General features: G+C 34.3%; 8 protein-coding genes. 5 read left to right on the forward strand and 3 right to left on the reverse strand.

The window, feature by feature from the left end:
- Window positions 1–266: 266 nt before the first annotated feature.
- Entirely contained in the window at window positions 267–1,676 is a 1,410-nt protein-coding gene (locus tag RT261_RS16995; RefSeq protein ID WP_313134265.1) for a VanZ family protein, read from the forward strand.
- A gap of 213 nt (window positions 1,677–1,889) precedes the next feature.
- On the opposite strand, the gene RT261_RS17000 is transcribed toward RT261_RS16995, so the two are convergent.
- On the reverse strand, window positions 1,890–2,111 hold the full coding sequence (locus RT261_RS17000) for a hypothetical protein (protein ID WP_313134267.1): 222 nt from the start codon (window positions 2,109–2,111) through the stop codon (window positions 1,890–1,892).
- 457 nt (window positions 2,112–2,568) lie between these two features.
- Between RT261_RS17000 and clpB the strand changes: the two genes are divergently transcribed.
- From clpB to RT261_RS17020, 4 genes are all read left to right on the forward strand, one after another.
- On the forward strand, window positions 2,569–5,151 hold the full coding sequence (gene clpB / locus RT261_RS17005; protein WP_313134268.1) for an ATP-dependent chaperone ClpB: 2,583 nt from the start codon (window positions 2,569–2,571) through the stop codon (window positions 5,149–5,151).
- Window positions 5,152–5,549: 398 nt separating this feature from the next.
- A complete protein-coding gene (locus tag RT261_RS17010; RefSeq protein ID WP_313134269.1) occupies window positions 5,550–6,518 on the forward strand; it encodes a DHH family phosphoesterase in 969 nt (322 codons plus the stop codon).
- Between the two features lie 383 nt (window positions 6,519–6,901).
- The gene (locus RT261_RS17015; RefSeq protein ID WP_313134271.1) at window positions 6,902–8,494 is read left to right on the forward strand and encodes a DEAD/DEAH box helicase; all 1,593 of its coding nucleotides are present in this window, start codon (window positions 6,902–6,904) and stop codon (window positions 8,492–8,494) included.
- Window positions 8,495–9,347: 853 nt separating this feature from the next.
- Window positions 9,348–13,073: a family 10 glycosylhydrolase gene (locus tag RT261_RS17020; protein WP_313134272.1), complete on the forward strand. Its 3,726-nt coding sequence runs from the start codon at window positions 9,348–9,350 to the stop codon at window positions 13,071–13,073.
- A gap of 335 nt (window positions 13,074–13,408) precedes the next feature.
- Here RT261_RS17020 and RT261_RS17025 read toward each other — a convergent pair whose 3' ends face one another.
- Together RT261_RS17025 and RT261_RS17030 are read right to left on the reverse strand one after the other, a co-directional pair.
- Window positions 13,409–13,954, reverse strand: coding sequence for an NADH peroxidase (locus RT261_RS17025; RefSeq protein WP_313134274.1), 546 nt, complete (start codon window positions 13,952–13,954; stop codon window positions 13,409–13,411).
- Window positions 13,955–14,241: 287 nt separating this feature from the next.
- Window positions 14,242–14,637 carry a Fur family transcriptional regulator gene (locus RT261_RS17030; RefSeq protein WP_313134276.1) on the reverse strand — a complete coding sequence of 132 codons (396 nt, stop codon included), beginning with the start codon at window positions 14,635–14,637 and terminating at the stop codon, window positions 14,242–14,244.
- Between the last annotated feature and the right edge of the window lie 231 nt (window positions 14,638–14,868).

A 14,868-nucleotide genomic window follows, 5' to 3' on the forward strand; every position in this document is an offset into this window, starting at 1 on the left:
ATGAACTTTTATCAATGGTTTATACCATAAGAAATTATAAATGAAAGTTGCAGTAAAACTGATTAAAATAAAAAAGTAATCTGCCCTTTATGAAAATTATTATATCAAACAAGTAAATAAAAAAGTCACTAGATAAAATTATTTAAATGATGTATAATTATGGAAACCACTATATTGTAGTAATGTTTAAAAGCAGTTATTGTCAAGACAATGGGAAATACAAACTACAATATAACTTTGGGGAAAACTGGATTTTTGGAGGCGTTATGAGAATTACGGATATTATTTCAATGGCTAAATTATATTTGGTACTAGGATTAGAAGTTGCCCTATTTTTGGGAGTCGCCTTTTTAATTGGATACCATGTTATATATAAAAAGATTTGCAAAGGAACTAAGAAAGTTAGTATTAAAAGATTACTTTTATATGCAATTTTCACGTGTTATGTAGTAATTGTACTTGGTGCGACTATGTTAAATAGAGGTAGTGTTTGGCAAGGAAGTATTCAGCTACACTTATTTTATTCCTACCGTGAAGCATGGAATAGTTTTTCTCCCACTGAATGGAGAAATATTGTTTTAAATATATTGATGTTTGTTCCATTTGGCTTTTTGCTACCATTTGTTTCAGAACATTTCAAAACATTTTGGAAGACTTATTTGGCGGGTTTTGGATTTACGCTTGTTATAGAAACCCTGCAGTTAATATTAGAAAAAGGAATATTTGAGGTTGACGATCTTTTTAATAATTTGCTGGGTGCGATAATCGGATATGGATGTTATCGAATTTTTATATTTGTGTATAGTTTTGTACAAAAGAAGAGGGAAAAGTTTCTTCCGGTGATTTGTTATCAGATCCCATTAGTCTTAACAGTAGGTACTTTTGTTACGATTTTTTTCCTGTATGAAAAGCAGGAAATAGGAAATTTGAGCAGCAATTATGTTTATAAGTTAAACAATGTGGCAGTAAATTCGGATATAGAATATTCAACAAATGAGGATAAGGTTGCAGTTTACCAGCTTCATGTAGCTGATGAAAATGAAACTAGGGAACAAGCAGAAAGAATTTTTGCATTATTTGATTCAGGAATTGATGATAAAAGAACAGATATTTATGAAAATACTGCCATTTACTATAGTGATGATGAAAATAGTAAGTCATTATGGATCGAGTATGCAGGAAATATTTATCGTTATACAGATTTTAATGAATTGTATGGTGATAATACTCCTGGTCCAGATGTAAATGCTAGTGAAGAAGAGATACGTAACGCATTAGAAGCTATGAGTGTCTATATTCCTGAAGGAGTGATATTTAAAAATGTAGGAGATGGTAAATATACATTTACCGCAGAACAAATATTTGATGGAGACAAATTGTATAATGGTTCTATCACATGTAATTATACGAAAAATAAGACGTTTTCTGAATTGGGCTATAGTATAATTGCATTTGAGGAATATAAAACATTTCCTATTATTTCTGAAAAAGAAGCATTTGAGCAAGTTCAAAATGGAAAGTTTAAGTATCCGCATTCGGGTGAAATTATAGTATCTGTAAATGATGTAAATCTTGAATATGAAGTAGACTCAAAAGGTTTTTATCAACCGGTGTATGTGTTTGATGTAAATATCAATGATTTTGATACTGCAATAAGTGTTTCAGCAATAAGGTAGAGTAGTTTAAGTTTGTAATAAAGATATGTTGTATTACAACATATTGAGGATAGTAAAAATAGATGTCAGCAGAGACATACCACTTCTGCTGCCATCTATCATAATATAATAGTTATTTAAAAAACAGGGACTATATAAAACAGGAAAATTGTTTTTTAGGATAAGTAGTATTACTTAATATAGTCTACTCATTCTTTGGCAAAAAAATAAAAGCTAATTTATATTTTTACGATTGTCATGATTTTTATAATAAATATCTTTTATTATTTGTTGTATAACAGATAAAATTGCCACAATAATAAACCATATAATTGCCTGTTTTAAACCAATGGATAAATATTCTCCTGCTTTCATCAGTAGCCGAAGGATTTCATTAAATACTATCAGGCATACTAACCTTAATTCATTTTTTAGTATATTCTTTATTATTTTCAATATCTACCTCCACCTAATAAATCCTAATCATTATAAGAATGCAATTAAGTTTTGTTTTAGTCTATAATTGTATATATAAAATAATGAGAATAAGAAGTATGAGGTAGGTGACACCACTCTTCCATAACTACGGATTTTCCAGTCATTCCAGCCTATTTCAAATCTTCCGCAAAAGAGATGACAATTGCGATTAAAATAAATATAGTTACAACTAAAATTATCTTTTTTTCATAGACCCACTTTATTTCACTGTTTTCCTTTATTGCAGTATACTAATACAAAATTAGATATATTCTAATATCATCGTTATAATTTTAGGACTGAACTATTACTTATAACATTCCATAAAAAAATAAATATTTAGTATTGAATTTTGATGTTATATGTGTTATATTACTTATAGAACAGGTATAAACAAGCAATAAGAAATAGAACAATCGAGAGGTTGGTGATTTATATGAATATTAATAAATTTACGCAAAAGTCTATGGAAGTAGTGCAGCAATGTGAAAAAATTGCAATGGACTACGGCCATCAGGAGATTGATCAGGAGCATTTGCTCTATAGCCTGATTACAGTAGAAGATAGTTTGATTTTGAAACTTCTTAAAAAAATGGACATTACAACAGAAGTTTTTCAGGCACAGGTAGAAGGTAAGTTGAAAATACGTCCAATAGTATCAGGAGGACAGGCCTACATTAGCAACGACCTTAATAAAGTTCTGATTTATGCTGAAGATGAAGCAAGACATATGGGTGATGAATATGTTTCTGTGGAACATCTATTCTTAAGTATGCTAAAACAACCTAACAAAGAAGTAAAAGAACTGTTCCGGGAGTTTAGAATTACCAGAGACAGCTTCTTACAAGTACTGCAAACCGTTAGAGGCAATCAGAAAGTAACCAGTGATAATCCGGAAGCAACCTATGATACCCTTGAGAAATACGGTTCTGATCTGGTGGAACGGGCAAAACAGCAAAAGTTGGACCCGGTAATAGGCAGAGATTCTGAGATTCGTAATGTAATACGGATTTTATCCAGAAAAACCAAGAACAATCCGGTGCTTATTGGTGAGCCCGGTGTTGGTAAAACAGCCGTAGTAGAAGGACTTGCTCAGAGGATTGTAAGAGGGGATGTGCCGGAGGGCCTAAAGGATAAGAAGATATTTGCCCTGGATATGGGTGCTTTAGTAGCAGGTGCAAAATACCGGGGTGAATTTGAAGAAAGACTGAAAGCAGTCCTTGATGAAGTAAAGAAAAGTGAAGGACAGATCATCCTGTTTATAGATGAATTGCATACCATTGTAGGTGCCGGTAAGACAGAAGGTGCCATGGATGCAGGGAATATGTTAAAACCAATGCTTGCAAGAGGAGAGCTTCACTGTATTGGTGCCACAACTTTGAATGAATACAGACTGTATATTGAAAAAGATGCTGCACTGGAGAGACGTTTTCAACCGGTTATGGTAGATGAACCTACCGTAGAAGATACCATTTCCATATTAAGAGGACTAAAAGATAGGTATGAAGTATTCCATGGTGTAAAGATAACGGACAGTGCCTTAGTATCAGCGGCTACGTTATCCAATCGGTATATTTCAGACCGTTTCCTGCCGGATAAAGCTATTGACTTAGTAGATGAGGCCTGTGCATTAATTAAAACAGAACTGGATTCCATGCCCACTGAATTAGATGATGTGCAGAGACGTATTATGCAGATGGAAATTGAAGAAGCCGCACTCAAAAAAGAAACCGATCATCTAAGCCGTGAAAGACTGGAAAATCTGCAAAAAGAATTAGCGGAACTAAGGGAAAGCTTTGCCTTATCCAAATCCCAGTGGGATACAGAGAAGGCAGCAGTTGAAAAAGTGTCAAAATTAAGGGAAGAAATCGAATCCCTGAATAACGAAATCCAGATAGCAGAACGTAATTATGATCTAAATAAGGCAGCAGAACTCAAATACGGAAGATTGCCTGCATTGACCAAACAACTGGAAGAGGAAGAAGAAAAAGTTAAGGCAGAAGGCCATTCTTTGGTTCATGAGAATGTAGGAGAAGAAGAAATAGCAAGAATCGTATCCCGCTGGACCGGTATTCCTATAACTAAGTTAACTGAAAGTGAAAGAAATAAAACTTTACATTTGGATGAAGAATTGCATAAACGCGTTATTGGACAAGAAGATGGTGTTCAAAGGGTAACGGATGCCATTCTAAGGTCAAAAGCCGGTATCAAAGATCCTACTAAACCCATTGGTTCTTTCTTATTCCTTGGACCTACCGGTGTAGGTAAGACAGAACTGGCAAAAGCTTTGGCAGCCTCCCTGTTTGATAACGAACAGAATATGGTTCGTATTGATATGAGCGAGTACATGGAGAAATACTCCGTCTCCAGATTAATTGGTGCCCCTCCCGGATATGTGGGATATGAAGAAGGGGGACAATTAACGGAAGCAGTGAGAAGAAAACCATATTCCGTTGTTCTCTTTGATGAGATTGAGAAAGCACATCCGGACGTATTTAATGTACTGCTGCAAGTTTTAGACGATGGCAGAATAACTGATTCCCAGGGAAGAACCGTGGATTTTAAGAATACCATATTAATTATGACTTCTAATATTGGTTCTGTCTATTTACTGGATGGTATAGAAGAAGACGGAAATATATCCGGTGAATGTGAGCAGATGGTTATGAATGACTTAAGAGGGCATTTCAGGCCGGAATTCCTAAACAGACTGGATGAAATCATTATGTTTAAACCACTGTCAAAGGACAATATCAGTGCTATTATTAACTTGCTGATGCAGGACTTAAATGAACGTCTTGTAAATCAGCAAATAACCATAGAGTTAACAAAAGCAGCCAAAGAGTTTATTGCAGATCAAGCTTATGACCCTATATATGGCGCAAGGCCTTTAAAGAGGTATTTGCAAAAGAATGTAGAAACCCTAAGTGCGAGATTAATATTAAGTGATCAATTAAAACCAGAAGATACCATACTCATTGATGTGGAAAATGATAATTTAATTGCCAGAGTAAAATAGCTGATGTACTGATGGAAGAATCTTAAAACAATATGACCTGCTCATTGCATAACCAAGACTTGAAAAATTCAGCATAATTGGATTCTAAGGAAGAAACTAAATTGTGAGCTTGGTAACTCATTCGTTGAAGTAAGAAACCAGCCATTAAATTATTCCTAAACTTAGAATTCAGCTATGCTGAATTTATACCTATAGAATGTCCCATAACAGCGGAACTAAAAGTTTCTCATTAGGATGTAAAATAAATTGTTGGGTGAATAATCTTATAGCAAATTGCGATTATGTAGTATACGATATCTTATTATATTAAAATAACCAGTGTAAGTTATGATTTGCATTCTTGGTGTACTTGTTCTATAATAGCTTTAACTTATATTGGAATTAAGGGGAACATCAGGATGACTAAATTTGATGATTTATTGAAGGTGATAAAGAAAGATGAAATATATATACAGACTCATAATTATCCGGATCAGGATGCAATAGCGTCTGCTTTTGGTCTTAAGATACTGCTCAGTAATAGGGGAATACATGCAACTATCTGCTATAATGGACAAATTGATAAAGACAATACCTTAAAAATGATAGAACAGCTTGGCATTGAGTTATTCATAGTAGATGAAATAAAGATGGAGCCCGACGATGAGATTATTTTGGTGGACGGGCAAAAAGGAAATAGCAATATGGAGGATTTTGCAGGAAAAGAAGTTGCCTGTATAGACCACCATCCCATGCAGGAAGTGGATAGTTATTTATTCTATGATATTCGCAGTGATGTGGGAGCTTGTTCCTCTATTATAGCCGGTTATTTTTATGATAATAATATAGAAATGCCGCAAGCTGTTGCTACTGCCCTTGCCTATGGAATAAAGATGGATACGGCGGCTTTATCAAGAGGCGTATCAGAACTGGATATTGATATGTTCTATTATGTATATAAAAGAGCAGACCTTGAAAAGCTCCGCAGCTTTGAAAAATGCAGTTTATGTAGGGCGGATTTAGAAGCTTATAAGAAAGCAATATCCACTTTAAAAATTAAGGGAAGATTGGGGATTGCCAATATTGGAGCAGATTGTTCCGAAGCAATTATAGGCAGTATATCTGATTTTTTATTGTCCCTTGCTGAAGTGGATTTTACTTTAGTTTACAGTCACAGGGTAGGTGGATTAAAGTTTTCAGTACGAAGTGAATCAAAATCTGTGGATGCGGGTAAAGTAATTAAAGAGGCTTTAAAAGGATTTGGAGACGGCGGAGGACATGCCGCCATGGCAGCTGGATTTATGCCTAATGTAAATACAGAAAAAGAAGTAACTAAAATGGCAAAGTTTGTAGAACAAAGAGTTACTGAGCTGGTAACTTCAATTTGACTAAAATAATGCAATTAACAAGAAAATTGCAAAAACTTAGCTATTTCATTTGACGAACAAAGACACTCATGTTATAATATGTTTCGGTAATAATATCTGGATTAAGCATCTAGAGCAAAGGAATAGATTAAAATATTATATAGATTGAAATATATAAGCTCTCTGTCCTATAGACCAAGAGCTTTTTTGTTTTATGAGAGATATGTTTTTTATGGGCTTTCTCTTTTGAGAAAATATCCTTTTGCAGATGCTTAGCGGGGTGAAGAAAAATTGTCGGGTTTATATTATTAATTAGAACAAGAATGATTAAGCACTTGTTTATATTCAGCCGCCGCAGGATAAAATACTAAAAGGATTCTCAGGAAAAAGAAAGGAACGTAATAATGCAGATAGTAAAATTTGAAGATTTAAATATTATGGAACCAATATTAAAAGCCATTGTGGAAATGGGCTTTGAGGAGGCATCTCCAATTCAGGCAAATGCAATTCCTGTTATATTATCAGGTAAAGATATAGTAGGTCAGGCGCAAACAGGTACAGGTAAGACAGCAGCTTTCGGTATACCTTTGCTGCAGTCCATCGACCCAAAAGATAAGCGTTTACAAGCGGTTGTTTTATGTCCTACCAGAGAGTTGGCAATTCAGGTAGCAGATGAAATTAGAAAACTTGCTACATTTCTTCATGGAATTAAAGTGTTGCCTATCTATGGTGGACAGGAAATATCAAAACAAATCCGCTCTTTAAAAGCAGGTACTCAGATCGTTATCGGAACACCCGGACGTGTTATGGATCATATGAGAAGAAAAACCGTAAAATTCGATAATGTTAAAATGATAGTATTAGATGAAGCGGACGAAATGTTAAACATGGGATTCCGTGAAGATATAGAAACTATTTTAAAAGATGTTCCGGAAGAAAGACAAACGGTATTATTCTCAGCAACTATGCCAAAGCCTATTATGGACATTGCAAAGACTTATCAAAAAAGTGCAGAAATTATAAAAGTAGTTAAAAAAGAGTTAACAGTACCTAAGATAGAACAATATTACTATGAAGTAAAGCCAAAAAACAAAGAAGAAGTTCTATGCAGACTTCTTGACATGTATGATCCAAAGTTATCTCTAATATTTTGCAATACCAAGAGACAGGTGGATGAACTGGTTTCTGCATTGCAGGGAAGAGGATATTTTGCGGAGGGCCTTCATGGAGATTTAAAACAGCAACAGCGTGACCGTGTTATGAACAGCTTCCGAAACGGAAAAACTGAAATTCTGATTGCCACTGATGTAGCGGCCAGAGGAATTGATGTTGACGATGTAGAAGCGGTATTTAATTATGATGTTCCACAAGACGATGAATATTATGTACACCGTATCGGAAGAACTGGAAGAGCAGGAAGAACCGGAAGGGCATTTACCTTAGTAGTGGGTAAAGAAGTATACAAACTAAAAGATATTCAAAGATATTGTAAAACAAAGATTATGGTTCAGCCAATTCCTTCTATTAATGATGTTACAGCAGTAAAAGCGGAGAAAATATTAGATAGAGTTGAAACAGTAATTGAAAATGAAGATTTAAGCAAAATGATTGATTTAATCGAGGCCCGTGTTAATGCAGAAGATTATACCAGCCTTGATGTGGCAGCAGCTTTCTTAAAACTGGCTATGGGTGATGATAACAATCAGGCAGAAGAGATGAGTGCCTATGAAGATTTTGGAGATACCGGTGCAGAAGCAGGAATGGTCCGTCTCTTCATTAATATAGGTAAGAAACAGAATACAAGACCTGGCGATATATTAGGAGCTATTGCAGGTGAAACCGGCATGCCAGGTAAATTAATCGGTACCATTGATATGTACGATAAATACACTTTTGTTGAAGTACCAAGAGAATATGCATCTGAAGTAATCCAAGTTATGAAAGAAGCTAAAATCAAAGGAAAGAGTATTAATATCGAACCAGCAAACCGTAAATAAATATAAATAGATATTTTTAAATGAAGAATTTATAAATCGCTATAGCCATTTGTAATAAAAAAGAGAACTCTACAGATAACCAGAATAATTTATCAACCATGTATTTTGATAGATATATTGGGAATGTGTAGAGTTTTTTTAATGAAATATCCCAGATTTTTCAATGAAAAAATGCCATGGCATTGTGAATAATAAAAAAAGTTTTTTCCAAAAACTTTTATATAATATTTATGTATTATTGACACGTATCACCGTATATGCTATTATTATAAGTGTTTTAGAATGAAAAAATTCTAAAATGAATTGTGGATATTGTACATAATATAGATTTGAACCTTTGAAAATTAAATATTTGTAGAAAATTTTTTTCATAAAAAATAGCCCATTTTAACTTTTTGAGATCCTTAGTTGCCGCTAAAAGAAATCATGGAAAATGAGCTATTATATTATTCTATCTCAAAATTCCACAATATTCAATAAATTTATACATTTTCATAGTTACAGTTTGGTCAAAAGCTAAACTATAACTGATATCTACAAATAAGTTAAAACATTTCTTGAAATCATAAAAGAGTGAAAGCTATTTTTTCTGATAAAAATCCCATACAAAAAGTCAAGCGGATATTCCATTTGATTATAGGAACTTATCCGCTTACGTACTACTCATAACCTCATTGCTGTTACGTGGTATTTCAACAGAAATTTGAACTCCTGCTGAAACAGACAAGTCTTTACCCACGCTTACAAAGGCAGAGGATTACCCTGATGAGGTTAAATAAGTTCAATTATTTTATGTGCAATATCCTTAAATATTACTACACTGAATGTGTATAATTGGAAAGGATGAATGTAAATGAAAAACAGGAAAAAACTTATTTCTTTTGTACTATGCCTCTCTATGCTGATAGGCTTAGTTACACCCGGGCTTAGTATTACTTCTTCTGCAGCAAGAGTATATACAATTCCTGGTCTTGAAATCGAAACAGCATTTGACCCTAACTTTGAAAGCGGAGGGAAAATAAAAACTGTCGATTTTGTAAACCCGGATTTTGAAAATGGAAGTCCGGCTTTTCCCGGAAAGGCAATTTCTTTATTTACACCGGGGCACAGAGCTTTTGTAAGTGAAGGTTCTATTAAAAGCAATACAGCCATTGTTGTGGATGCAAATATGACTGTAATTCAAGTTATCAACAAGGCTCCTGCACCGGGAGCAAAACCTTCCTTTACAGAGTCAACAGATGTAACTGCACCGGAAGGCGGATTTGTTTTATTAGCATGTGACGACAGTTACGCCAATGCAGGATATAAGAAGTTCATTGCGGAAAACTTTAAAGTAGGTGACGCAGTTAAGTTAAGATTAGATGGAACAAGTGTTACATTAAAACAGGTTCTTGCTATGTCCGGTGAAGAGGAAGCTCCAAAAGCACAGCTTACACTTAACTATACGGACATGTATACTACCGCCGATACATCAGCGTTCGTTTCCGGTGTTGTTACCAACCGTAACAGTGAGCTGCCATACCAAATTAATATTAAACTATTGGATGCAGAAAACAACCTAATTGGCGCCGATTCCGGTAATGTGGCTGCAGTGGAACCAGGAATCGTATCCGGTCCTTCTATTGTGTCTGGTTCTGCAATTTCAGGTATGATTATAGATATTAATGAGGATGGAACATTCTCCAGAGAAGTTGCACTTGAAACTGGTGTAAATTATATTGATGTAGCAATTATTGAAAATGGAGTGTTATTGGAGAAAACCACAAAAAGCATGATAATATTCCAAAAAGATCAAATTACATTAGATGAAGATAAACAAGTAGTTATGTGGATTGATCAATTTGCAAATGCTAAGAATTTAAATACCGTTGAAAAAATTGAAAAGATGGTGGCTACTGCTAAGAATGCCGGCGTTACTGCATTTTCATTTGATGTAAAAGGACCGGAAGGTTATGCTTCCTATAAGAAAGCTACTTTAACCAATGTTCCTTACCTGACAGAAACAAAAAATCCGTCAAAATATGTAGATATGGAAATTGACTTTTTGGAAGAAATGATAAAAGCATCCCATGCCGCAGGTATCAAATTATATGCAAGCTATAATTTCTTCACAGAGGGCAACCTGGCTACCGATGATTCTGCAATTAATATCTATGAGAATAATCGCGATTGGGCAGAAATATTCCAGGCACCGGAAGACAAAGGTGAACTTAAGAGTGTGCTTGATTCCAACAGAAATGGCACTTTAATCTTTGTAAATCCTGCTGATGAGGGAGTACGCCGATTCCAGCTTGATAGAGTGGAAGAAGTGCTTCAAAATTACGATGTAGACGGTATTGTTATGGACCGATGCAGATATGACAACCAATATGCAGATTTTAGTGATATAACGAAAGTAAAATTTGAAGCATATTTGACCGGACAGGGAAAGGCATTAGAGAATTGGCCTGCAGATGCTTACAAAATAAATGCAGATGGAACCATGACAACAGGAAGATTATACAATGAATGGTTAACGTTTAGAAGTCAAATTATTGGTGACTTTGCAGAGGATTTAAAAACGTTGGTAGATAAATATGAAACTATAAAAGGTAGAGACCTTCTATTATCAGCATATGTAGGCTCCTGGTATGAAGTATATTATCAAAACGGTGTTAACTGGGCAGATGAAAGCTTTATTTATAATGAAAAATTGAATTTTCCAACTCCTGATTTATACACACCGGAATACAGAAGTACAAGTTATTTAGATTCCATTGAGTTTCTAATGATTGGCTGCTATTACGATACGGAAGCAGAGATAGCAAAATACACAACATTAGGTAATATTTTAACCAACGGAAAGGTCCCTTTAATCGGTTCCATTGATTTAACCAATTTAAAAACTCCTGAATTACAACGTATTGGATTCCAGGCAGCTTTTGATAACAGTGATGGAGCCATGATATTTGACCTTTGTTATGTAAACTGGTATATGATAGAATGCGCTATTAAAGATAGGGTATATGAAAATCCATTTACAATCGGTACATACAATCCGGCTGCTAAAACTCCGTTAACGATTACAGATGTCAATACCTCTCGTGCGGAAGACACTATCGTTTTATATAACAGTGAATATGGGGACACTACCGGAACCAACCAGTGGGGCGTTGAAGTTATTGTGGATGCAAATGGTGTGGTAACTAATGTGGTGAACAAACAACAAGCAATTGATTGGGTATGGGGCGATAATACGGAATTAAATAATAGTATTATCCCAGAAGGTGGTTTTGTATTATCTGCTGCAGATAAGTCGGGCTCCAAGACATTAAGACAACTCCTTGCAAATAGCTATAGTGTAGGTGATAAAACAACAGCTGCTTATATAACAGATTATTCACAGTATAATACTAATATCTATAATAAAGAGAATGAAATGCTGTCCTTTAGCGTAAAAGCATGGGGAAGTGCTGATTCTGTAGAGGTATTAGTAAATGGAAAAGCTGCAGTTTTAAAGGAAGCTACCTCTGGAACTTATGAGATTCCTGTGAAATTAGTTAATGGAAGCAATTTATTTAAGGTAGAAGTATATGTAGATGGTTTAAAGACTGTTGAAAAAGAGATTACTATGACTGGCGCAAATGTGACTCCTTCTCCAATTGATCCAACACCAACGCCAACACCTAATCCTTCACCGGCTCCGAATCCGGCACCATCACCAAAGCCAGAAGAAGAAACGGATACCAATATTGAAATAAAAGATAAGAATGGCGTTACTGTAGCTGCTAGTATCAAAACGGATAAAGACGGAACAGTACAAAGCGCTGTGGCATCTTTAAATATTAGTAAAGGCGATAAGGTTACAACTTCTAAGGACAAGAAAATTACTTATATAACCATTGAAACTCCTACAGAGGGATTGCTTTCCGTTGTAAATAAATTAACAGAGATATCAAAAGAAGCGGTATTAGAAGTTAAAATTACTTTACCGGAAAAAGACATAATAAAACAAATAAATTCCTCTAAAGGCGAATCCGTGCAAACAACAATTGTGATTCCTTCAAAACTAAGTAATCATGATAATATTAAAATCGCTAATATTGTAATTCCTGAATCAGTTATTGAAGCTGCAAAATTAAAGAACAAAGACCTGATGATCAAAGTGCAGGACGAAAAAGGAAAAGCATACAAATGGACCTTTGATTCCAAAGATTTGCAAAGTATTGTAGCAAAGACAGGCGATATCAATATAACTTTAGAAGTAAATAAAACTGAGGATAAAGAAGATATACAAAAACTAATTGATAAAGATACAAAGAACAAATCTGGCAAAGTAATAAGCTTTTTAAATATAGGTGAACTTCCGGCAAAGGCAACAGTAAAACTGCATATTGGAAATGAGTCCAAAACAAAAGCAAAAACAGTATATTTATACAGATACAATAAAAAAACAAACAAACTGGAAGAGCTAAAACAAAGTAAGAATAAAGTAGATAGAAAAGGTTATCTTACTTTAGAACTGAAAGATACTTCCGATTATGTGGTATTGGAACAAAAACCGGTTGATAAAATAGTAACCAAACTTAAAGTAAAATAGAAAATATAAAAACTTAAAGTGTTAAGAGTAAATTGGAATTATTAATAGTAAGCTGAAAGCAAGAATTATTAATAGTAGGTTGAAAAGCGTTAAAGAGTAATTGAAATTATTAATAGCAGTTGAAATTAGTAATGCCAGTTGAAATATTAATAACAAGCTATAAGTGGTAAGGGTAATTGTAATACATAAAGGGAAAAGGCAACGATTTTGGGGGAATCGTTGCCTTTCATTAAGGTTGCTAAAAAAAATATGGGATAGTTTTGTATATATAATAGGAGTTATATACACAGAGGAAGTTTTTATTGTCTATATAAATAAGATAATAAGCTAATTAATTATTTACCGAAATAACGGTCTAATAAGCCCTTGAATGCTCTACCGTGTCTAGCTTCGTCTCTTGCCATTTCATGAACTGTATCATGGATAGCGTCAAGGTTTGCTTCTTTTGCACGTTTTGCAAGATCAAACTTACCAGCAGTAGCACCATTTTCAGCAGCTACTCTTAATTCAAGGTTTTTCTTTGTGCTGTCAGTAAGTACTTCGCCTAATAATTCAGCGAATCTGGATGCATGGTCTGCTTCTTCATAAGCAGCCTGTTGATAATATAAACCAATTTCAGGATAGCCTTCTCTAAATGCTACTCTGGACATTGCTAAGTACATACCAACTTCTGAACATTCTCCTTCAAAGTTAGCTCTTAAATCCATCATGATATCTTCGCTGGAACCTTGTGCAACACCAAGAACATGTTCTGCAGCCCAAGTCATATCTTCAGATTGTTCTGTGAACTTGGAACCAGGTGCTTTACAGATTGGACATAGCTCTGGAGCTGTATCTCCTTCATGAACATAACCACATACTTGACATACAAATTTTTTCATAACTTTAATCTCCTTTTCGTGTTTAAAATTTTTTATTATTGATTTTATTTAAATGATAATTCAATAATTGCTATAATTACTTTCCTGTTATTGAGTAATTAATAATAGTAATTATTACTGATATTATAATATAACAGGTTGTTGACTTTGTCAATAGATATTTTATAATTTTTTAAAATAATTTCTCTTTAGTATTTTGATGATTTTATCTTCCGTTGCTTAAGAAAATATCGGGGGTGATATAACTATCTTCTTACTGACATATCACTATGCCAGTAAAAAGATACTTATGATAAGGTTTTGCAATCAGGGCAGTAGCCATAAAAGATAGTGGAATGTCCGAGAACTTCTCCATCAAAGCCTGCATTAGCAATCAGGTTTATATGATCTAGAGAATCTATTTTCATGTCAAGGTCATAAACTTTAGAACACCTTTTACAAACGAAGTGATAGTGAGGTTCGGCATTACCGTCAAATCTATCACAACCGTCGCCGCATGAAAATTTTATGATCTCGCCTTGTTCTACTAATAAGTTTAAATTACGGTATACGGTACCTAAACTAATGTTAGGGTAGGTTTCCCTGATATTCATATAAATGTTGTCAGCAGTAGGATGTTCTTTGGTGTGAGCCAAATAATTCATAATCGCTTCACGCTGACGGCTGTACTTTAGAGTTTTCATAAAACACCTCCAATAATAGTAACTGTTACTAATTTATCATGACTTTCCTATAATGTCAAGGAGTATTAGCAATAAATTTATTAATAAATAAAAATTTATCGTAGTAGGACGCTTTGCCTGGGGGTGTAGAGAACTCAGAAAGTGTTACTGGGGCTTTCATAATGACTTAATTTATGTTTTGTAAGGATAACGTGGTGTATAGGATAAATTTTGCTACCGCAGATGCTTTGC

Source organism: Anaerocolumna sp., assembly GCF_032079385.1.
Classification (GTDB): domain Bacteria; phylum Bacillota; class Clostridia; order Lachnospirales; family Lachnospiraceae; genus Anaerocolumna.